Annotated in this window: 19 protein-coding genes, 1 other RNA gene and 1 other annotated feature; of the genes, 16 read left to right on the forward strand and 4 right to left on the reverse strand. The window is 46.0% G+C overall.

Annotated features, from left to right (window positions below):
• Position 1: 1 nt before the first annotated feature.
• A complete protein-coding gene (locus tag WJQ40_RS05500) occupies positions 2 to 784 on the forward strand; it encodes a protein-glutamate O-methyltransferase CheR (protein WP_262573319.1) in 783 nt (260 codons plus the stop codon).
• Between the two features lie 57 nt (positions 785 to 841).
• Here WJQ40_RS05500 and WJQ40_RS05505 read toward each other — a convergent pair whose 3' ends face one another.
• Entirely contained in the window at positions 842 to 1,945 is a 1,104-nt protein-coding gene (locus WJQ40_RS05505; protein ID WP_337404457.1) for a ribonuclease H-like domain-containing protein, read from the reverse strand.
• A 153-nt stretch (positions 1,946 to 2,098) separates the two neighbouring features.
• On the opposite strand from WJQ40_RS05505, the gene rsxC reads away from it, so the two are divergent.
• The 7 genes from rsxC to WJQ40_RS05540 are packed head-to-tail and all read left to right on the forward strand — an operon-like array spanning position 2,099 to position 8,089.
• The gene (gene rsxC, locus WJQ40_RS05510; protein WP_337538463.1) at positions 2,099 to 3,418 is read left to right on the forward strand and encodes an electron transport complex subunit RsxC; all 1,320 of its coding nucleotides are present in this window, start codon (positions 2,099 to 2,101) and stop codon (positions 3,416 to 3,418) included.
• Between the two features lie 12 nt (positions 3,419 to 3,430).
• Positions 3,431 to 4,363: an RnfABCDGE type electron transport complex subunit D gene (locus WJQ40_RS05515; protein ID WP_118796828.1), complete on the forward strand. Its 933-nt coding sequence runs from the start codon at positions 3,431 to 3,433 to the stop codon at positions 4,361 to 4,363.
• The gene (locus WJQ40_RS05520; RefSeq protein ID WP_337538466.1) at positions 4,360 to 4,971 is read left to right on the forward strand and encodes an RnfABCDGE type electron transport complex subunit G; all 612 of its coding nucleotides are present in this window, start codon (positions 4,360 to 4,362) and stop codon (positions 4,969 to 4,971) included. Before WJQ40_RS05515 ends, WJQ40_RS05520 begins: the two co-directional genes overlap by 4 nt.
• Positions 4,971 to 5,663, forward strand: a complete 693-nt coding sequence (locus WJQ40_RS05525) for an electron transport complex subunit E (protein ID WP_118796829.1) — start codon at positions 4,971 to 4,973, stop codon at positions 5,661 to 5,663. The genes WJQ40_RS05520 and WJQ40_RS05525 overlap by 1 nt, the downstream gene beginning before the upstream one ends.
• Positions 5,650 to 6,234, forward strand: coding sequence for an electron transport complex subunit RsxA (gene rsxA / locus WJQ40_RS05530; protein WP_118796830.1), 585 nt, complete (start codon positions 5,650 to 5,652; stop codon positions 6,232 to 6,234). The genes WJQ40_RS05525 and rsxA overlap by 14 nt, the downstream gene beginning before the upstream one ends.
• 12 nt (positions 6,235 to 6,246) lie before the next feature.
• Positions 6,247 to 7,047 (forward strand): RnfABCDGE type electron transport complex subunit B, encoded by an 801-nt coding sequence (locus WJQ40_RS05535; protein ID WP_337538470.1) that lies wholly within the window; start codon positions 6,247 to 6,249, stop codon positions 7,045 to 7,047.
• A gap of 13 nt (positions 7,048 to 7,060) precedes the next feature.
• Positions 7,061 to 8,089, forward strand: coding sequence for an aldo/keto reductase (locus WJQ40_RS05540; protein WP_337538473.1), 1,029 nt, complete (start codon positions 7,061 to 7,063; stop codon positions 8,087 to 8,089).
• Positions 8,090 to 8,101: 12 nt separating this feature from the next.
• Here WJQ40_RS05540 and WJQ40_RS05545 read toward each other — a convergent pair whose 3' ends face one another.
• Positions 8,102 to 9,076 (reverse strand): FAD:protein FMN transferase, encoded by a 975-nt coding sequence (locus WJQ40_RS05545; RefSeq protein ID WP_337538475.1) that lies wholly within the window; start codon positions 9,074 to 9,076, stop codon positions 8,102 to 8,104.
• Positions 9,077 to 9,235: 159 nt separating this feature from the next.
• On the opposite strand from WJQ40_RS05545, the gene WJQ40_RS05550 reads away from it, so the two are divergent.
• On the forward strand, positions 9,236 to 10,387 hold the full coding sequence (locus WJQ40_RS05550) for a GH25 family lysozyme (RefSeq protein WP_337538478.1): 1,152 nt from the start codon (positions 9,236 to 9,238) through the stop codon (positions 10,385 to 10,387).
• Positions 10,388 to 10,397: 10 nt separating this feature from the next.
• Here WJQ40_RS05550 and WJQ40_RS05555 read toward each other — a convergent pair whose 3' ends face one another.
• On the reverse strand, positions 10,398 to 11,192 hold the full coding sequence (locus WJQ40_RS05555; protein ID WP_262573302.1) for a hypothetical protein: 795 nt from the start codon (positions 11,190 to 11,192) through the stop codon (positions 10,398 to 10,400).
• Between the two features lie 122 nt (positions 11,193 to 11,314).
• On the opposite strand from WJQ40_RS05555, the gene WJQ40_RS05560 reads away from it, so the two are divergent.
• Together WJQ40_RS05560 and thrC are read left to right on the forward strand one after the other, a co-directional pair.
• On the forward strand, positions 11,315 to 11,938 hold the full coding sequence (locus WJQ40_RS05560) for a cell wall hydrolase (protein ID WP_118796835.1): 624 nt from the start codon (positions 11,315 to 11,317) through the stop codon (positions 11,936 to 11,938).
• Between the two features lie 96 nt (positions 11,939 to 12,034).
• Positions 12,035 to 13,522, forward strand: coding sequence for a threonine synthase (thrC, locus tag WJQ40_RS05565; RefSeq protein WP_262573296.1), 1,488 nt, complete (start codon positions 12,035 to 12,037; stop codon positions 13,520 to 13,522).
• Positions 13,523 to 13,597: 75 nt separating this feature from the next.
• Here thrC and WJQ40_RS05570 read toward each other — a convergent pair whose 3' ends face one another.
• Complete coding sequence (locus WJQ40_RS05570) at positions 13,598 to 14,965, reverse strand: citrate/2-methylcitrate synthase (RefSeq protein WP_337538482.1); 1,368 nt, start codon at positions 14,963 to 14,965, stop codon at positions 13,598 to 13,600.
• 293 nt (positions 14,966 to 15,258) lie between these two features.
• Here WJQ40_RS05570 and WJQ40_RS05575 point away from each other — a divergent pair, with 293 nt between their 5' ends.
• The 5 genes from WJQ40_RS05575 to pheS all read left to right on the forward strand — a co-directional run bounded on the left by WJQ40_RS05575 (position 15,259) and on the right by pheS (position 21,810).
• Entirely contained in the window at positions 15,259 to 16,908 is a 1,650-nt protein-coding gene (locus WJQ40_RS05575) for a DUF5722 domain-containing protein (RefSeq protein WP_337538485.1), read from the forward strand.
• A gap of 82 nt (positions 16,909 to 16,990) precedes the next feature.
• Positions 16,991 to 17,190, forward strand: a non-coding RNA gene (ssrS, locus tag WJQ40_RS05580) — 6S RNA.
• A gap of 121 nt (positions 17,191 to 17,311) precedes the next feature.
• On the forward strand, positions 17,312 to 19,549 hold the full coding sequence (locus WJQ40_RS05585; protein WP_337538488.1) for a SpoIID/LytB domain-containing protein: 2,238 nt from the start codon (positions 17,312 to 17,314) through the stop codon (positions 19,547 to 19,549).
• A 21-nt stretch (positions 19,550 to 19,570) separates the two neighbouring features.
• Positions 19,571 to 20,419 carry a YihY/virulence factor BrkB family protein gene (locus WJQ40_RS05590; RefSeq protein ID WP_118796840.1) on the forward strand — a complete coding sequence of 283 codons (849 nt, stop codon included), beginning with the start codon at positions 19,571 to 19,573 and terminating at the stop codon, positions 20,417 to 20,419.
• Positions 20,420 to 20,467: 48 nt separating this feature from the next.
• Positions 20,468 to 20,696, forward strand: a binding site (T-box leader).
• Positions 20,697 to 20,766: 70 nt separating this feature from the next.
• The gene (pheS, locus tag WJQ40_RS05595) at positions 20,767 to 21,810 is read left to right on the forward strand and encodes a phenylalanine--tRNA ligase subunit alpha (RefSeq protein WP_118796841.1); all 1,044 of its coding nucleotides are present in this window, start codon (positions 20,767 to 20,769) and stop codon (positions 21,808 to 21,810) included.

The following is a 21,810-nucleotide window of genomic DNA, read 5'->3' on the forward strand; positions in this document are numbered from 1 at the left end:
GATGGCATACGATTATGAAAATTTTAAAACGGCAGTGTTTCAATTAACGAAGATCGATCTGAATGCATATAAGGAAAGACAGATGAAGAGAAGAATCGATTCGCTGATTACCAAGAATGGATTTAAAGGGTATGAGGATTATATAAAGGCTCTGAAAACAGATCGTGAAAAATTTGAGGAATTTGTTACTTATCTGACGATTAATGTATCTGAGTTTTATCGGAATCCGGAGCAGTGGAAGCTGCTTGATGAAACGATCATACCGGATCTGATCACAAAATTTGGTAAGAACCTGAAGGTTTGGAGCGCAGCCTGCTCTACTGGTGATGAGCCTTACTCTCTGGTTATGGCGCTTTCCAGACATATTCCGCTGAACATGATCCGTGTTTATGCAACAGATCTTGACAAGCAGGTTATAGCTAAGGCGAAGGTCGGACTGTATGGAGAGAAAAGTATTGCTTCCGTACCGGATGATTTTAAAAAAAAGTATTTTACGAAGGTAGGTCCGTCTTATAAGATTTCCGATGAAATCAAAGCAAGAGTGGAATTTAAGGAGCAGAATCTGCTGGATAATAATTATCCGTCGGGGTGTCACCTGATCGTCTGCCGGAATGTTCTGATTTACTTTACAGAAGAAGCCAAGGATGAAGTGTTCAGGAAATTTTATTCCTCACTGGCTCCTGGTGGGGTACTTTTCATAGGAAGTACGGAGCAGATCATCAACCACAGAGAAATGGGATATGAGCGGAAGAATTCCTTCTTCTATGAACATCCGAAGCAGTAAAATGAAAAACAGGCGGCATTTCCGAAAAGAAATGACCGCCTGACTTAGTGCTTGGCATTATGGCTGTACCGCCATGATATTCAGGATATGGCTGGCATAGCTTGAAAAAAGCTGCCGGTCTTTTTTAATTTCATCAGTCAGTTCGAAGAACAGGTCGTGACTTTTATAATCACGCTTGAAGAAAGGCTCTGCCAGAATCTCCCACTGGGGAAGATAGCTGGAAAATTTCCTTGTATAGCAGTTGGAGGCTGATGCCTGCTCCCGGTATTCCTTGTCTACAAAGGAAGCAATAGATTTATGGATCGCAGTATCCTCTGTGGGAAGATAATAATAATCCTTGTAGTTGGCATAGAAATATTTCAGCTCTTCTTCATAGATCGGTACGATCAGGGTGCCTTCATGTTCTTCGCCTTTGAAATGACACCCTCTGGCCATGGCACTGACGGATACAGGCAGAGGAGAGGCGAAGATCAGCTTCATCATCAGTTCTTTACGCAGAATGCCATGAATATCATTGTAATAATTTGCCTGTACCTTGCGGGCTTTCAGACTGTTATTGAACAGATCGTAATAGGACAGGATGGGAAGAACCTCCAGCATGCCCTTCATATCATCTGAATTGTGCAAAAGAAGGATATGATACAGGTTAAAATCATGGGAAGAGAGATAATCCTTGTAAACATTGATCAGCTCACCACCGGTATATCTGTCCTCACGTCTGATATTCAGGAAGGATTCGACTGTTTTCTGCTTACAGTTGGGGAGCTTTAAGAAGCCCCGGTAGGGATGGATCCTTTTGTAAATATCGATACCCTCAAAATGGTTGAAATCATAAGGAAGCTGATACTGAAGCAGCTTCTTGCGAAGATAAGGCAGATCAAAGGAATTACCGTTATAATGGATCAGAAATGAATAGTCTGCGGCGAATGTGAAGAAGGATTTTAACAGTTCAGGCTCTTCTTCAGCAGACTGTGCAAACCACTGTCTGATCTGCCAGTTTCCTTCTTTATAAAAGGCGCATCCAATCAGATAAAGCTGGGAATTGTCCGCAGAAAGTCCGGTAGTTTCGATGTCCAGAAACAGGATCTGATCAAGGGGAGCAAGACGCTCTATCGGGTATTTTAAAATGAAATTATTTAAGATAATTTCTTCGGTTTTCATAGAATGTTCTCCTTCGCAAAATCACATCTTCAGTGTAGCATATTTTTCAAAAATGCAGTAGTATTTTCGACAAAAAAATAGTATATTTAAAAGATAAGAATGAGAATTTTCATCAGCTTGATGGAAGAGAAATCAAGGGAAAGAAGGAAAGTTATGGCAAAACTAACGTTTATTGGAGGAATCCATCCCTATGACGGTAAGGATTTGTCGAAGGATAAGCCGATACGTGAGGTCCTCCCTAAGGGAGATCTGGTCTATCCACTGTCCCAGCATATCGGGGCACCGGCAAACCCTATAGTGAAAAAAGGTGACAGGGTTCTGACAGGACAGAAAATTGCAGAGGCATCAGGGTTTGTTTCCTCACCGATTTATGCTACCGTATCAGGAACAGTCAAGGCAATTGAGCCAAGACGTGTGGTGACTGGTGATAATGTCATGAGTATCGTTATAGAGAACGACGGGCTGTATGAGGAAGTAGAGTGGCCTGAGGTAAGACCATTTGAAGAACTGACAAGAGAGGATAAGATCAATATCATCAAAGAAGCTGGTATTGTGGGAATGGGCGGCGCCGGATTCCCGACCTTTATCAAGCTTTCTCCCAAAGAGCCCGAAAAAATAGAATATGTGATCGTCAACTGCGCAGAGTGTGAACCCTATCTGACCTCTGACTACCGGAAAATGCTGGAAGAGCCGGATAAGCTGATCGGAGGACTGAAGGTTTCCTTAAGCCTTTTCGAGAATGCAAGAGGTATTTTGGCAGTAGAGGATAATAAGCCTGACTGTATCGAACGCCTCCGTGAGATGACAAAGGATGAACCGAAGATTGCAGTGAAGGCACTGAAGACCAAATACCCACAGGGGTCAGAGCGTCATTTGATCTATGCGGTAACAGGCAGAGCCATCAACAGTTCACAGCTCCCTGCGGATGCGGGGTGTGTAGTGAATAACGTGGATACCGTGATCTCCATTTATAATGCAGTGATGAAAGGCCGTCCCTTGATGCACAGGATCGTTACCGTGACAGGAGATGCGGTCGCAGAGCCCTGCAATTTCAAGGTAAGGATTGGAACCAATTATCACGAGCTGATAGAGGAGGCCGGCGGCTTCAAGACACCTCCGGTTAAAATTGTTTCCGGTGGTCCCATGATGGGCTTTGGAATTTTTGATCTGGATGTACCAACAACCAAAACATCATCTGCGCTGCTCTGCATGACGAAGGATGATGTATCCGCCATGGAGCCTTCTGCCTGTATCAACTGTGGCAAATGTGTGGAGGCCTGCCCGGGAAGAGTGGTGCCAAGGCTTCTTGCTGACTGTGCTGAGCACTATGATGAAGAAGGCTTCCTGAAAAACAATGGTATGGAATGCTGTGAATGCGGCTGCTGCAGCTATGTCTGCCCGGCTAAGCGTCCGTTGACCCAGGTGATCAAGTCCATGCGCAAAATGCAGCTTGCCAAGAAAAAGAAGAAGTAGGAGGAACAGAAAATGAGTGATTTGATGAAGGTGTCATCTAATCCGCATATCAGGTCTAAGGTGACGACAAAGAGCATTATGCTGGCTGTCGTAGTAGCACTGCTTCCTGCTGCTGGCTTTGGTATTTACAATTTTGGACTGGATGCACTGATTTTAATTTTAGTAACGATAGCAACGACAGTATTAACAGAGTATCTTTATGAAAAGGCCATGCATAAGCCTGTGACGATCGGGGATTTCTCGGCAGTAGTAACGGGACTTCTGCTGGCATTGAACCTGCCGTCCACAGCACCCTGGTGGATCGCTGTGATCGGTGGTGTATTTGCCATTCTGGTCGTAAAGATGCTGTTTGGAGGTCTTGGACAGAACTTCATGAATCCGGCGCTGGGTGCCAGATGCTTTCTTTTGATCTCCTATACATCTATTATGTGTAATTTCCAGACAGATACATACACAGGGGCGACTCCGCTTGCTGCACTGAAGGCAGGGGAGGATGTGAATATCCTTGATATGGTGATCGGAAGAACAGCCGGAACTATTGGTGAAACCTCCATGATTGCCATTGTGATCGGTGCGTGCTTCCTGATCTTACTTGGTGTTATTGATCTCCGGATCCCCGGCACCTATCTGGTAAGCTTCGTGATATTCCTGAGCCTCTTTGGAGGACATGGCTTTGATCCTGCCTTTATCAGTGCCCATCTGGCAGGCGGAGGTCTGATGCTGGGTGCTTTCTTTATGGCAACAGATTATGTGACGAGGCCCATTACCAAGAAGGGACAGTATCTGTATGGTGTTTTCCTTGGTGTATTAACCGGAATCTTCCGTATTTTCGGACCTTCTGCGGAAGGAGTTTCCTATGCCATTATCATAGGCAACCTGATCGTGCCGCTGATTGAAAAGGTGACACTTCCCAAAGCATTTGGAAAAGGAGGGGAAAGGTCATGAGTGATAAAAAAGGAATGATAAAGGATGCATCGATCCTGCTGCTGATTACGGTAGTAGCAGGACTTATCCTTGGATTTGTATATCAGATCACAAAGGAACCGATAGCGGTTGCAGAAGAAAAGGCAGCAAAGGCAGCTTATCAGGAGGTATTCCCGGATGCGGCTGGATTTTCTGATAAGCTGGAGCTGGCAATGCCGGAAGGTGACAGCACCTGGGAGCAGAATTATGCAGGAGTGGATCTTGACATGGCTCTGATGGCGACAGATGCTGAGGGAGGCTGCCTTGGATATGTGCTGACGATGACGAGTCATGAGGGCTATGGCGGGGATATTACCTTTACCATGGGGATCCAGAACGATGGTACATTAAATGGGATCTCCCTTCTGAGCATTTCAGAAACAGCCGGACTTGGCATGAAGGCCGGTACCGTACTGGTTCCCCAGTTTGCCGGAAAGCAGGTATCGCAGTTTACCTATACGAAAACAGGATCTACGATGGACAGTCAGATCGATGCCATCAGCGGTGCAACGATCACAACGAATGCAGTGACAACGGCCGTGAATGCCGGTCTTTACATTTTTGAAACGCAGCTTGGAGGTGACAGGTGATGAAAGAGAACAGTGCTCTGGAGCGATTAAAAAACGGTATTATCACTGAAAATCCGACCTTTGTGCTGACACTTGGTATGTGTCCGACACTGGCCGTTACCACGTCAGCGGTCAATGGTCTTGGTATGGGACTGACTACCATGGCGGTACTGGCACTGAGCAATATGTTTATTTCCATGCTCAGAAAGGTGATCCCTGATAAGGTCAGGATTCCTGCCTTCATAGTGATCATTGCCTCCTTTGTTACAGTAGTGGAGCTTCTGCTGAAGGCTTTTATTCCATCTCTGTATGATGCCCTTGGCTTATACATTCCACTGATCGTTGTAAACTGTATCATCCTTGGAAGAGCGGAGGCCTATGCTTCCAAGAATAAGGTGATCCCTTCCCTGTTTGATGGAATCGGTATGGGACTTGGATTTACCCTGGCACTTACGATCATCGGCGCTGTCAGGGAGCTGCTGGGGGCTGGACAGCTCTTTAATATGCAGGTGATGCCTGACAGCTATGTACCCTGCAGCATTTTCGTGCTGGCACCCGGTGCCTTTTTCGTACTGGCAGTCCTGACTGCTATTCAGAATAAGATCAGGATAAACGGAGAGAAGAAGGGCAAGGATATGTCAAAGATCCAGTCCGGATGCGGCGGCGACTGTATGAATTGCAATAAGGAGGAAGCAGAACATGGAAACTGTTAAGGATCTTCTGATCATACTGGTCTCCTCATCGCTGATCAGTAATGTTGTATTGAGCCAGTTCCTTGGACTTTGTCCGTTCCTTGGAGTATCCAGGAAGATGAATACAGCGGCAGGAATGGGAACTGCAGTTATCTTTGTCATTACACTGGCATCCGCAGTAGCAGGCGTTATTTACAAGTTTATTCTGGTTCCCTTAGATCTGACCTATCTGCAGACCATTGTTTTCATTCTGGTCATTGCGGCACTGGTACAGTTCGTGGAAATGTTCCTGAAAAAATTTATGCCGGCATTATATAAGGCACTTGGCGTATATCTGCCTCTGATCACAACCAACTGTGCAGTACTTGGGGTAGCCCTTACCAATGTGCAGAAGAACTACGGTATCCTTCAGGGTATCGTGAACGGATTTGCTACAGCAGCCGGATTCACCATTTCCATTGTGATCCTTGCAGGAATCAGAGAAAAAATGCAGTATAATGATATCCCGAAATCCTTCCGTGGTATGCCCATCGTGCTTGTGACAGCAGGTCTGATGGCGATTGCCTTCTGTGGATTTTCAGGACTCTTATAGGAGGTATGACAGGTGGATATAACAGGAATTTTACTGGCAGTTGCTGCAGTAGGAGGCGTTGGCCTTTTCGTAGGAGTATTCCTCGGGATTGCGGCAATCAAATTTAAGGTAGAGGTAGATGAAAGAGAAGCAGCCGTATTGGAGGCACTTCCCGGAAATAACTGTGGTGGATGCGGATTCCCCGGCTGCAGCGGTCTTGCGGCTGCTATTGCCAAAGGAGAGGCGCCGGTCAATGCCTGCCCGGTAGGTGGAGAGCCTGTAGGAAGGGTGATTGCTGGTATTATGGGAGTGACAGCAGAAGAAAAGAAGAGAATGGTTGCCTTTGTACAGTGTCAGGGTGACTGCGACAAGACCTCTTCAGATTATGAATATACGGGGATTCATGACTGCCGTATGCTTTCTTTTGTGCCAAATGGAGGTGCAAAAAGCTGTAACTACGGATGTCTTGGATATGGCTCCTGTGTCAGTGTCTGTCCCTTTGATGCGATCCATGTAGTGAACGGAGTAGCAAAGGTAGATAAGGAAGCCTGCAAGGCATGTGGTAAATGTGTGGAGGTCTGCCCGAAGCACCTGATCAGCCTGATCCCTTATGATGCAAAATATGCAGTTGCCTGCAGCTCACAGGATAAGGGACCGGTAGCAATGAAGGATTGTACGGTGTCCTGCATCGGCTGTCAGCTCTGCAAGAAGAACTGTCCGGCAGAGGCTGTAAGCGTTGAGAATTTCAACGCAACGATCCTCTATGACCAGTGTGAGGGATGCGGTATCTGTGCACAGAAGTGCCCCAGAAAATCCATCGTGGCACATGAATAAAGGGGAGAATATCATGGTACAGGTAAGACTGGGAAAAACAGAAATAGTGGTAAACAAGAATGGATTCGGAGCGCTTCCGATCCAGAGGATCAGTGATGAGGCTGCAGCAACCCTCCTGAACAAAGCCTATGATGGAGGGATCCGGTTCTTTGATACGGCAAGAGCCTACAGTGACAGTGAACACAAGGTGGGGCTTGCTTTTGAAAAGAAAAGAGAGAGCCTTTATATCGCCACCAAAACGGGGGCACAGACAGGAGAAGGACTGCGTGAGGATCTGAAAAAGAGCCTTGAGAATCTTCGCTGTGATTATATTGATATCTATCAGTTCCATAATCCGGCGTTCTGTCCAAGACCGGGAGATGAAAGCGGACTGTATGATGCAGCACTGGAAGCAAAGAAGGAAGGAAAGATCCGTCATATCGGAATCACCAATCACAGACTGTATGTAGCGAAAGAAGCCATAGAGAGCGGCTTATATGAAACACTGCAGTTTCCCTTCTGTTATCTGGCGACAGAGAAGGATCTGGAGCTGGTAGAAGCCTGCAGGGAAAAGGATATGGGCTTTATTGCCATGAAAGCACTGTCAGGAGGACTTATTACCAATTCGGCAGCGGCTTATGCGCATGCGGCACAGTATGAAAATGTACTGCCAATCTGGGGTGTGCAGAGAGAATCGGAGCTGGATGAATTCCTTTCCTATATAGAAAATCCTCCTGAAATGACAGAGGAGATCGCAGAGCTGATCAGAAGGGACAGGGAAGAGCTGTCAGGAGATTTCTGCAGGGGCTGTGGTTATTGTATGCCGTGTCCGGCAGGGATCGAGATCAATAACTGTGCCAGGATGTCACTGCTGCTCCGGAGATCCCCGTCAAAGCTGCAGCTTACAGAAGAAGTACAGGCGAAGATGAATAAGATCAAGAACTGCCTGCACTGTAATAAATGTAAGAGCAAATGTCCGTATGGACTGGATACACCGGCACTTCTTCAGAAGAATCTGGCAGATTATGAAGAGGTTCTTGCCGGGAGAGTATCTGTATCCTGATCGGAAAAAGAATCAGCCGGTGATCAGTTCACCGGCATCACTTATGAAGACAGCCTCTGTATCAGGGAGGCTGTCTATTAATTTGCGTCCTTTTTCATAGCCGAGAATAAAGCAGAGCGTGGAGAGAGCATCTCCGTCAACAGAGTTCTCGCTGATGATAGTAACACCATTTAGACCACTGTTTACAGGGTATCCATCTCTCGTAGAAAGAATGTGATGATAGAGGATACCATCCTTTTCAAAGTAACGTTCATAGTTTCCGGAGGAAACAAGGGATCTGTCACGGACAGTCAGTGTTGTCAGGGCAGTGCCGGTCTCAGCAAAGGGCTTCTGCACACCGATATGATAATCGGATCCATCCGGTTTCGTGCCGATCGTAAGCACATTTCCGCCAAGGTTGATGATACCGTTTTCTACGCCGTTTTTTGTCAGAAATTCCTTCAGCTTGTCGGCAATATAGCCTTTGGCAATGAAACCAAGATCCAGTCTGGCTTTTGGATCAAGAAGAGTAACGGTATTGCCGGAGAGCTTTACCTTTGTATAATCAATGTGGGAGAGTGCTTCTTCTATATCTTCTCTGGAAGGGACAATTCCCTCATTGGTATCTCCAAAGCTCCAGAGATCAGAGAGGGTACCAATGGTAGGATCCACAAGACCGTCTGAAAGAGAGGCGTAGGACAGGGCAATGGACAGAAGCTCTGCTGTCCGGGCATCTACTTCTACCGGAGAACCGTCTGCATGGTTGATACGGTAAATATCGCTTCCCACCGCTGTTTTGCTGAGGAGACTGTCATATTCCCCGATCAGAGACATGGCTTCGTCAAAGAGGGGATCCTCACCTGATCTGTCGTAAAGAGTGATGGAAACAACTGTATTCAGGTAAAAACCTGTTCGGGTTGTTTCAGCAGCATTTCTCTGACAGCCAGTCAGGGAAAAGGGACAGAGGGAAGCCAGTATAAGACAAAATAAAAAATAAGCTTTTTTCATGGTTAAAGTCCTGTATGGGATCCTCTGCTGTAGGCAGTACAGGAGAATCCGCCTGATATTGATTTGAGAGTTAATGCTTTTGGAGTTGTAAAACCAGGGCAGAATATTGTATACTCATTTCACAGGTAGTAAACACCTTTCAGAAAGTGGAGTGAATGTATGTATTTACCAGAAGAACCGGAAGACCGTAAGGTCAGTGCACCGGTGATCTATACAATAGCAGCGATTTCAGCCCTGATCTTTATTATATTAGCGGTGGTGCTTGTTAGCAACAGTCAAAGCAGATCCGGGGCAAAAAAAAGAGCAGAGGCGCTTGCTGCGGCATCAGCTACGTCAACACCTCTGCCGGAGGAAGAAACGGAAGAGGATTATGGAGATGCCAGCATAGAAAAGCTGTACCGGGAGCATAAGCTCCGGGCAGAGGATCTGGATTTCTGGGATATGTATGACGGAGCAGGAACAGTGGTAGAGGAAGAGGCAAGTCCGTCACCATCGGCAACACCGGATCCGACGCCGACCCCTTCACCGACGGAGGAGGAGCTGGCAGCGGACGGCAGGCATATCCAGGTTACCTATAAGGACGGGACAGAAGAGTGGATCGAAATCGATGATAAGCTTCCAAAGGCAGATTACGATTTTACGAAGCTTAAGATCACCAATGGGAAGATGGCCTATTACAGCGGAAATAAAAAGCTGTCAAGGCTTGGCGTGATGCTTTCCAGTGAGAACGGTACCGTGGATTTTGACAGGCTGAGTGAAGACGGAATAGATTTTGTGATGCTTAAGGTAGGCGGCAGAGGATATGGAACCGGACTGATCTCTCTGGATCCTGATTTCACAATAAGGATCGAGGCAGCACAGAAAGCAGGACTTTCTGTTGGATGCTATTTTTCTTCCCAGGCAGTTACTGTGGAAGAGGCAGTGGAGGAAGCAGCCTTTGTAAAAAACCAGCTTCTTCCGTATAAGATCAGTTATCCTGTCGCATTGCAGATGGAAAGCATTGAAACAGATACGGCAAGAACAGATATCCTGGATGAAAAGGACAGAACAGAGATTGCACAGGCTTTCCTGAAGGATATAGCGGATGCCGGATATCAGGGTATTCTTTATGGAGACACCAATTTTCTGCTGACTGATGTCATACCCTCTGAAATGCTGAAGGATTATGATGTATTTCTGGAGGATGAAGAGGCAATACCTGCCTATCCCTATCAGTATAAGATGTGGGAATATGCCGCACAGGAAAATATAAATGGTGTGGAAAAGCCGGCATCGTATGTGATCAGCTTTACTGATTATGCGAACAGGTAAAAGAGCAGGATTATGGCTTATAGTGCATGATCCTGGAGGAAATGGGGAGCTTTCTATACAGTTCTGCGTAGGCAGATGGAGAAAGCTCCTCGATGTAATTTACGACAAATTGCCTGCGTACACCTGACCTGTGAAGAATATCGGCAGCCTTATTATAGGCAATGGCTGCTTCTATGGCACTGTCATAGGTGCCGATCGTATAATTCCCGTTGATATGGATCCGTGCTGTGTAACGGACCGTATTCTTTTCCTTTTTCTCCCTGACACCGTGGTAACGGTTCAGAATCTCTATGTTTTCATATCGGAAATCGTTACAGTCCCCATTGACAAAGCGGTAATCCCGGCCGAAAACGGCATAGTTCTTGATGCCATAGCGTCCGGCAATATTGGTCTGCATACCATATTCTGAGACGAAGAAATGACGTCCCCGCTGCATGATCTTGTGACTGGAATAATAAAACAGGTCATCAATATCAAACTTCAGGATTTCATGGGCGCTAAGGAAGTATTCAAAGTATCTTGGATGAAGATAGATTGGATTGGCAATATAGATGCCATTGTCCCTGAAATTGATCAGACATACCCACTTTCCAAAGGGCAGGATCCGGAGATCCGAGTGTTCTTTAAAAGACAGTGATGGATCCTTCAGAAGGGAGTCTGCTTCCAGATATGCACCAAAAGCCCTGGCAGAGGTGTCATAACTGCCAAGGCTGATATGTTTCTGATGATAGGTAATAGAAGAACGGTAGTAAATGCTGCCGTCTTTTTTTGTTGTTTCATATACACCGGGAAGCTTTTTTTTCATAAAAATAGTATAGCATAGAGTTAATAATTTTGAAATAAATTACAGAAAAATGAAATTTTAGAAATATTTCCAGGCATCCATGTATAGAATAGTTAGTGGACAGAAAGGAACAGGTAAAAAGAATGTATAAAAATTTTATTATTCGGTTATTTCTGTGTAATACGCTTTTTCTTGCGGGGTGGTTCTGCGTGACAGGAGTCAGGGCAAACCTGTTTGCTGCATCACCGGCATTTCAGCTTACCAGTGTACAGGAAAGCAGGCCTGTTAAGGAGCATTTCTTTGGTTATCTGAAAAGAGCTTCCTCAGGACAGCGTATTGTGGATTATGAAGTGATGGAAAAGCCGGAATACAGTAAGCTGTCAGATAAAGATTACGAGATCCTGCTTAAGATTGTACAGGCTGAGGCCGGGAGTGAAGATGAAAAAGGGAAAATGCTTGTAGCCGGAGTTGTGATGAACCGTGTGGAAAGCAATAAGTTTCCGGATACAGTGGAAGAGGTTGTGTTTCAGAATGAAAATGGCGTTTATCAGTTTTCACCCGTAGCCAATGGAACCTATCAGAGCGCAGTGGCAACAGAAGAAACCAGGAGAGCAGTGGACAGGGTGCTTGAGGGGGAGGATGTCACGGAAGGAGCGCTGTATTTTGCAGCCAGAAAATATGCGGAAGAAGGAAAAATGAAGTGGTTTGATAATTGCCTGATACGCCTCTTTTCCTATGGAGGACATGAGTTTTTTAAGGCAGGATAAAGAGTGTATTGCTTGTCAAGCAATTCCGTTTATGCTAGAATGATAAAAAATTATAAATCCAGATTACAAAGGAACGAACACGGAAGGAAGAAAAACATGGAAATCTTGTATCATAGCACGAGAACTGAAGGAAATCCGGTTACAGCATCAAAAGCAATTCTGAAAGGACTGGCTGACGATGGCGGATTATTCGTGCCGGAGAGGATACCGGCACTTGATAGATCACTGGAAGAGCTGTCGCATATGACATATGGTGAAGTTGCCTATGAGGTTATGAAGCTTTATTTTACGGATTTTACAGAAGAAGAGCTGAAAGGCTGTATAGCAAGAGCGTACGATTCCAAGTTTGATACAGAAGTGATCGCTCCACTTGTGGAAGCGGATGGCGCTTATTATCTTGAACTGTTCCATGGTGCGACCATCGCCTTCAAGGATATGGCACTGTCTATCCTGCCACATCTTCTGACAACCTCTGCCAGAAAGAATCACGTGACAAAGGAGATCGTGATCCTGACAGCAACCTCCGGAGATACCGGCAAGGCAGCACTTTCAGGTTTTGCAGATGTTGAAGGTACAAGGATCATTGTATTCTATCCAAAGAATGGTGTCAGTCCGATCCAGGAGAAGCAGATGGTGACCCAGAAGGGTAAAAATACATATGTGGTAGGGATTCATGGCAATTTTGATGATGCACAGACCGGAGTCAAGCAGATGTTCGCTGACAAGGAACTGGCTGCTTATATGGCTGAGAAGGGCTTCCAGTTTTCATCCGCCAATTCTATTAACATTGGAAGGCTGATCCCCCAGGTTGCCTATTATGTTTATGCTTATGTGAAGCTTCTTGAGGAAGAGAAGATTAAAGCCGGGGAGGCTGTTAATTTCGTAGTTCCAACTGGTAACTTTGGCAATATTCTGGCAGCATTCTATGCAAAGCAGATGGGACTTCCGGTTCATAAGCTGATCTGTGCGTCCAATGAGAATAAGGTTCTGTATGATTTCTTTACCACAGGTACCTATGACAGAAACAGGGAGTTTATGCTGACAAGCTCACCGTCCATGGATATTCTGGTATCCAGCAATCTGGAACGCCTCATCTACAGGATCGCCGGAGATGATCCGGATAAGAACAGAGAGCTGATGAGTGAACTGAGGCAGGATGGCAGGTATACTATTACAGAAGAGATGAAAGCACAGCTTGCTGACTTTTATGGTAATTATGCAAGTGAGGAGGAGACAGCAAGGACGATCCATGACCTGTATGATAAGACAGGCTATGTGATCGATACCCATACAGCAGTGGCCTCCTGCGTTTATAAGAAATATCTGAAGGATACCGGTGATGCAAGTGTTTCTGTCATTGCATCCACGGCAAGTCCGTATAAGTTTACAAGAAGCGTGATGAAGGCTATTGATGAGAAGTATGATCATATGAGCGATTTCGATCTGGTGGACAGGCTTTCTGAAATCTCAGGAACTGCCGTACCCAGAGCTATTGAGGAGATCAGGACAGCACCGGTGCTTCACGACCATGTCTGTGATAAGACGGAAATGAAGCAGACAGTTCTGGAGTTTCTTGGGATCTGACCGTATTTTTCAGTTCTAACAGTACTAAGACTTTAAATTAAAATTATGAAGAAAAGGAGCTGATGCAGATTTGCATCAGCTCCTTTTTTCAATAGGAACATAGTCCTTGTCTTCACAGATTGGTTTATAAGCCGGGCGGATGATCTTGCCGTTATTGGCAAGCTCTTCCATTCTGTGGGCGCTCCAGCCGGAGATACGTGCCATCGCAAAGATGGGGGTATAAAGCTCCAGAGGAAGCGAAAGCATATTGTAAACAAAGCCGGAGTAAAAGTCCACGTTGATACTGACACCCTTATACATTTTACGCTCCCTCGCAATGACCTCGGGGGCAAGACGTTCCACCATGGAATAAAGAGCAAATTCCTTCTGAAGTCCCTTTTCCTCGGAAAGCTTCTCTACGAAGGACTTGAGGATGACAGCTCTCGGGTCTGATTTGGAATAGATCGCGTGGCCGACACCGTAGATCAGGCCGGCATGGTCGAAGGCTTCCTTATGTAGGAGACTCTTTAAGTAGCCAGCTACCTCATCCTCATCCGTCCAGTCGGAAACAGACTGCTTCATATCTTCGAACATCTGTACTACCTTGATATTGGCACCGCCATGTCTTGGACCCTTCAGGGAACCGATAGCCGCAGCAATAACGGAGTAGGTATCGGTCAGGGAAGAGGTCACAACGTGAGTCGTGAAGGTGGAGTTGTTTCCGCCGCCGTGTTCCATATGGAGTACAAGTGCGATATCAAGCAGCCTGGCTTCCAGTGGTGTATAGGAGCTGTCTGGTCTCAGGATATGCAGGATATTCTCCGCAGCAGAAAGACCTGGATCCGGCTGGTGGATGAAAAGGCTTTTGCCATCATGATAGTGGCAGTAAGCCTGATAGCCATAAATAGACAGCAGGGGAAACAGGCTGATCAGCTGCAGGCACTGGCGCAGCACATTGGGAAGGGAAACATCATCAGCCCTGTCATCATAGGAATACAGAGTCAGAACACTTCTTGACAGAGTATTCATCATATCCTTGCTGGGTGCTTTCATGATGATATCGCGTACAAAGCTGGTAGGCAGAGTACGGTAAAAGGCGAGGAGTTTACGGAAGGAAGCAAGCTCTTCTGCATTCGGCAGCTTGGAGAAGAGAAGCAGATAGGTGATCTCTTCAAAGCCGAACCGGTTATCAGAGGTAAAGCCGCTTACCAGATCCTTTACATTATAGCCGCGGTAGAAAAGCTGTCCATGCGCAGGAACCTCTTCCCCGTTTATGATTTCCTTGGCACGGACATCGGAAATGTTGGTCAGTCCGGCAAGGACACCCTTTCCATTCAGGTCACGGAGACCACGTTTGACGTTATATCTGGTAAAAAGTTCTGTATCTATCACGTCAGCGTTCTGTGCAAGCGAAGATAGACGTACGATATCGGGTGTAACCTCAGAGTATACATTATGATCCATGGATTGTCTCCTTTCTGCGATGGTCAGGACAGTTACAATTGTGAATGAATATTGACATGTATCAGAATATGTCAGAAAAAAGTATATATAAACTATGATATCATGTGAAAAGAACGAAAACAAGTAAAAATTTTGAGTTTATAGTTTTTTTACATTTTTCAGGAGAAAGATAGCGGCGGTAAAAGGCAGAAGGGAAAAGAACGACAGGAAGGGCAAGTGTATGTTGCCAAATACAGCTGTTTCCGTTTATAATGGTAAAGGTAATAAAACAAAAGAAAAAGTGGGGAAGACAGGTGGAAATCAAAAAAAACAACTATCGTTCCAATAAAATCGTGATGGGGATCGCAGCCGCAATACTGACAGGTCTTGTATTCTTTGCAAAGCCCATGGAGGTATCGGCAGAAGGCAGGCCGGTGTCCATTACTTCCTGTGTGATCAGCGGGGATCAGGTGGTCTGCCAGCTTTCGGCAGGCAGTGTTCCTTACGGAGATGATGGCAATTATTATATTTATGCGGATGAAGTATGGCAGGATGGTCCAAGAGGACAGGCAGTAGCCAGGGCTTCAGCTGGGAGATCGGTTTCTGTGAGCTTTCCACTGAATTATAATACAGACAGCTCCAATCTGAGCCGTAAATTCCTGGTAGCCGTAAAGCGCGGCGGGCAGATGGTACAGGTCAGTGATGAGCACTACATCACCAATCCGGAAGCGATCGCAGCCTACAGTGCAGCAAGAAATGATCATGGGATCAAGGGAATCCTTCCGGATGTGACCAGGATCTCTGATGGACAGCTTCAGGATCTTGGTATCCAGCAGATTGTTTACAATATGGATCTCGGAGAACTCTGTTCTGCAGAAGGACAGCCGGATGCCATTGCCTTTTCCTATAATGGAAAGACCTTCTATTTTAACGGGGAAGTCCTTTCCCGCTATGACTCCACGATCCGGAGCATCAACCGGTTTGGAATCCAGGTGACGCTGGTGCTTCTGAATGGAGGGGAGGGAGATTTTGGCAAGGATCTTATCCATCCGCTGGCAGCTGGCGGTGACTGCCCTGGCTATGCCCTGAATGTAGCAGATGAAGCAGGAACCGGACATCTGAAGGCAATCGGTGCTTTCCTTGGCCAGCATTATTCCGGACATATGGGAGCAGGGCAGGTAGATAACTGGATCATCGGGAATGAGGTCAATGCCAGAACCTCCTGGTGGTATACCAATTCTACGAATATGGATCTGAATGTGAATATTTATGTGAAGGCGTTCCGCATTCTGTATAATGAACTGAAGGCACAGAATGCCAATGTCCGGATTTATAATTCCATTGACCAGGAATGGGGCAGAAAGTCCAACCCTGGCAGCTTTCTGGCAAAGGGATATCTGGATCAGTTTAATTATTATATGAACAGGGAAGGAAATATTGACTGGGGGCTTTCCTATCATCCTTATAATTCACCGCTGTACGACCCTTATGCATGGAACGGTCCGGCAGTATGGGTAAAGGAGAGCATTTCCTCACCATATATTACCATGCAGAATATAGATATTCTGATCAATTATATGCATCAGAAGCAATTTTTAAGTCCTTCCGGAGAAGTACGAAGTATTTCCCTTGCGGAGATCGGCTATACCTCTGCCTTTGGATCAGAAGCACAGGAGGCATCTATTGCCTACGGCTATCTGAAAGCAGCCTCCCTGCCGGATGTAGATGCATTTATGCTCTTCCGTCAGACAGATGAGGCTTCCGAGATGGAAAGTCATCTGAATCTTGGACTATATGATCTTTCCGGAAATAAAAAGCCGTCCTATGAGATCTATAAGAATCTCGGAACGGCAAATGAGGCGGCAGCCAAGGCAAGGGCATCTGAGATCATCGGCATGGATATTGATGAGATGGTCAGTAAAAATATTATCTGGACCAGAGGCGGCAATGGCGTAGTCCAGTAAGAGTGCAGAATGCTTAAGGCTGCGAAATTGATAAAGATAGAAAGTTAGAGTTGTAATTTGAGACTGGATTGGATATAATAAAAACAACCTGAGATGTGCGACAACTCCTGCTATTTTTGAACCTACAGATACTTTAAACGGGATTCCTATATCATCTGGCGGCTGTCAAGCCCTCACTCACCAGCCCGGTGAGGATTGGAAGGGAAGGCAAAAGCGCAGATTGCGGTCACCCACCTAGCATTGCTAGGAGTCAAAAGGCAGGAACCGGCATTTTGGGGATACGAAAGAAGAGCAGCCAGACTGGCTGCTCTTCTTTTGGCTTTAAGAGCTGCAGCACAGGATATCAAAGGGTGAAAGAAAGTCCGGCAGGGCATTGCCGGATAAAAGAGTAAGGAAAAGTGTAATGAAAAAATGGGAAAAGCTGGCGGCAAAAGCAGGAATGATCCTGCTGCTGTTATTACTATTTTGTATTCTTATAAAGAAAGACAGACAGGAGCGGGGAATGCTGGTACCGGAGGGTGAAAAGATACAGATAAAGGATGCCATCAGCCTTGTCATGGCCTTTGGAAGAAAGGCATCTCTTTCAGAAGAGCAGAGAGAAAAACTGGAAAACTGGAGCCTTCAGGTGAGTGAAGCTCATGGAGAAGGTGAAAGCAGCCTTCTGACTTATGGAGATTACATAGAACTGACAGCCATATGGGATCAGGACAGGGAGCCAGAAAATACAGAGAAGGATCCGGAAAAGGAGCTGGATCAGAAATACAGAAAAGAAGATCTGCTTCTGTTTCAGGATTTTGAAGAGGGGTATCAGAAAAGGCTGGAAGCCTTTCAGATCCAGGATCAGATTGTAAGGGAAACACTGGAGCTTCTTGGAAAGGGATCAGATGCCAGTGTCATAGACAGCAGAGGAAATACATACGGATATGAAAATGTGGAGGCACCTGTGTACTGCGTGGCTGAAGCCTATGTGGAAAGAAATGAAGGAGAGGATGACAGGATTCTTGTCCTGACAGAAAGAAAGAAGAATTCCTTTACCCTGAAAAATGCACTGATCACTGAGAATGACGCAGATGGATTTTATTTTCTGTGGTCCGGCGAGGAAATGTACTGCCCTTTGAAAAATAATGAGATTTTCCAGGAGAAGGTTGCAGATCTTACCTTTGCAGAGGGAAAAGCTCTTGACAGAAAAATAAAGAATGAAAAGGTGGGCGGTGTTCTCCTTGGAGTGGCAGAAGAAGGCATTGAACTGGAGGACAGGGGCTTTTTGCCATTTGCAGAGGATTACAGAGTATATCAGCTATATGGTTCCTGCAAAGAATCAGACAGGACGGAGCTTAAGATAGGATATGACTTTGCTGATTATGTTATGGATAAGGGGAAGGTCTGTGCAGTTCTTCTTGTAAAGGATCAGAATATGGAAAACATACGGGTGGCTGTCAGCAATCAGGCTTATGATGGGATTTATCATGAGGAAATAAAGCTGAAGGCGGACTGTGAGCTGAACCTTATCTATGGAAGCTACGGGGATAGACAAAGCAGAAGGATCCCGGCAGGAGAAGAAGTAATGGTAGACAGTGACAGCATGCTTGTCCAGGGAGACCGGCTTATGATCGAACCTTCAGCAGCCTCTTCCAGGATTCAGGTGCTCTCCCTGAAAAGGGCTTATGGCATTCCGTCCTATAGAGGCAGGATGGAGATCGTAAAGAAGGAACAGGGCCTTTTGCTGATCAATGAGCTTTTGCTGGAAGAGTATCTTTATTCAGTAGTTCCAAGTGAGATGCCTTCCTCTTATCCGGCAGAGGCACTTGAGGCGCAGGCTGTTTGTGCAAGAACCTATGCCTACCGGTATCTTCTGAAATCCGGGCTCCCAGAGGAGGGCGCCCATGTGGATGACAGTGTACGGTATCAGGTTTATAACAATATCGAGGAGAGCAGAAATGCCAGAAGAGCGGTGGGAGAGACTGCCGGAGAAATGCTTTTCTATGATGGAGTACCGATCCATGCATATTATTATTCTACCTCCTGTGGGAGCGGCAGTGATGAAAGAGCCTTTGGAAGCACAGAAGACCTGCCCTATCTGAATACCAGACGGATTTCACATGAAGAAGAGGAAGAAGACCTCAGGGAAGAAAGTGCGTTTCAGGATTTCCTGAAGGAGGAGCACCCCGGGGATTATGAAAAAGAGGAGGCCTGGTATCGCTGGCAGTATGAGGTACAGGAGATAGATGCTGCAAAGATGGCAGAGATCATGAAGGAAGCTTTTTCAGAAATCTATGATATTTCTGTTGAGAAGCGGCTTGAGAGCGGTCTTGCCACAGTGCTTTCCGTAAAAACAGATACAGGTGATTATGAGGTAAAGGGAGAGTATCAGATCCGGCAGGTATTATCTCAGGGCGGGGAAGTGATCCGGGCAGATGGATCTGCGGTAACCACCGGGAAGCTGCTTCCCAGTGCGTATCTGATCATTTCTGTTGAAAAAAAGAGGGGAAATGTGATAGGATATACTATATTTGGCGGCGGATACGGTCATGGTGTCGGGATGAGCCAGAATGGGGCTGCCGATATGGCACGTGCCGGAAGGAAGAGAGAGGAGATCCTTTCTTTTTTCTATGAAGGTGCAGACCTCGTAAAAATGTATTAAACAGGCTTGGAGCAGGATATCGTGATCAGAAGATTAATATTTATCGGCTATGATTTCAGTAAACACATGGGAAAAAAGAATATCAGCGCATTTGCTGCCAGTACAGCTTTCTTTCTGTTCCTGTCCCTGATCCCCATGCTGATGCTGCTTTGTGCCCTGATTCCCTATACCCCGCTGACAGAAGCCAATCTGATGACTGTGGTGACGGCAATAGCACCGGATAATATGGATGCATTGCTGACGGGGATGATCGCTGAGGTTTATGATAAGTCTGTCGGGATCATTTCTGTGACCGCCATAGTGACGTTGTGGTCGGCAGGAAAGGGAATGTTAGCCATGATGCGCGGGCTGAATGCCATTAATGATGTGGAGGAAACGAGAAATTATATTCTGCTTCGGTGTGTGGCATGTCTGTATACGATTCTGACGCTGATCCTGATGCTGGTTTCCCTGATCGTCATGGTCTTTGGAAATACACTGGTATCCATTATCGAGGGACAGATTCCGCAGACTTCTTATTTTTTTGATCTGCTGATGAATTTCAGACTGCTGTTTACCTGGTGTATCCTTACTTTGTTTATCGCACTGATGTATACCTATGTACCGGGCGGCAAATATGGTTTCAAGATGCAGCTCCCGGGAGCTGCAGTAGCGGCTGTTGGCTGGAGCGTGATCACATTTGTTTTTTCCATTTATGTGGATGAGTTTAATGGCTTTAGTGCCTATGGGAGCCTGACGACGATCATTGTACTTATGCTGTGGCTGTATGCCTGTATGTATCTTGTCATGACGGGAGCCTTCCTGAACCGGTATTTCAAGCCGGCATTCCAGTTTTTTGTCGGGAAGAGGAGAAAGGAAAAAGCCGTATAAGGCTTGACAAGCAGAAGCATGGCGGCTACAATAATAGCAGATTTATGAGATAAGGCGTTGAAGGTGTATCAGTAGTCAGTTATCTTCATCCAGAGAGAGGAGGCCACCGGCTGTAAGCTTCCTTATGTTCAGGTAAGCTGATGAATTTCCCACCGGAGCTTTCGGGTTGAACAGATTTATCAAGTAGATCCGGACGTTGTCACACGTTACGTGAATAGAGAGCCCATTATTTATGATGGGAACCTGGGTGGTACCGCGGATTTGATTCGTCCCTTGTATTCATTGGAATACAGGGGATTTTTTATTGCAGACCACATTCAGTAAAATAACAAAGAGAGGTAAAACGTATGCAGGATCAGGTATTATCAGACAAGCTGTCTTCCCTGAAGGAAAAGATCGAGGGCGAGCTTAAGGAGATGAAAAACTCCAAGGAATTATATGAATTTAAAAATCTTTATCTGGAAGGCAAAAAGAGTAAGATCAGTGAACTGATGAAGGAAATGGGGAAGCTTGCACCGGAGGAGAGGGCAGGCTATGGCAAGTCTGTCAACGAGCTGAAGACATGGGCCTTTGACCGTTTCGCCGATATGGAAGAAAAGATGAAAAAGCTGGAGCTTCAGCACAGATATGAGAGAGAGCGGATCGACCTCACCGTTCCGGCTCAGCCGGCAAAGATCGGCAATCTTCATCCTGTAACACTGGTGCGCAACCAGCTGATCGATATTTTTGCTGGAATGGGCTTTGAGGTATTTGAGGGAAGTGAGATTGAAACGGATTATTATAATTTTACTGCACTGAATACACCACAGGATCATCCGGCAAGGGATATGCAGGATACCTTTTATCTTTCCCCGGAATTCCTGCTCCGTACCCAGACATCCGCAGGACAGATCCATGTCATGGAAAAGAAGCAGCCGCCGATCAAGATTTTGTCTCCTGGCAAGGTATTCCGCTCAGATGATGATGCAACCCATTCTCCCATGTTCTCCCAGATGGAAGGACTTGTAGTGGATAAGGGGATTACCCTTGGTGACTTAAAGGGGATGCTGGATGTGTTTGTACAGAAAATTTTCGGAGAAGGTGTTACAACAAGACTCCGTCCTTCCTATTTCCCGTTCACAGAGCCTTCTGTAGAAGTGGATGTAAGCTGCTTTGAATGCGGAGGTAAGGGATGCAGCCTTTGTAAGGGAACCGGCTGGATCGAGGTACTTGGTGCCGGCGTGGTCAATAAACGTGTTCTTGAGAACTGCGGCATTGATTCCGAAGAGTACAGCGGATTTGCTTTTGGTATCGGTCTTGAGCGTATTGCCATGCTGAAATACGGAATTAACAATATCAAGCTGTTATTCAATTCCGATTTGCGCGTGTTAGAGCAGATCAACGAGAAATAA

The sequence above is a fragment of the Suilimivivens sp. genome, from assembly GCF_037359455.1.
Classification (GTDB): Bacteria; Bacillota; Clostridia; order Lachnospirales; family Lachnospiraceae; genus Suilimivivens; species Suilimivivens aceti.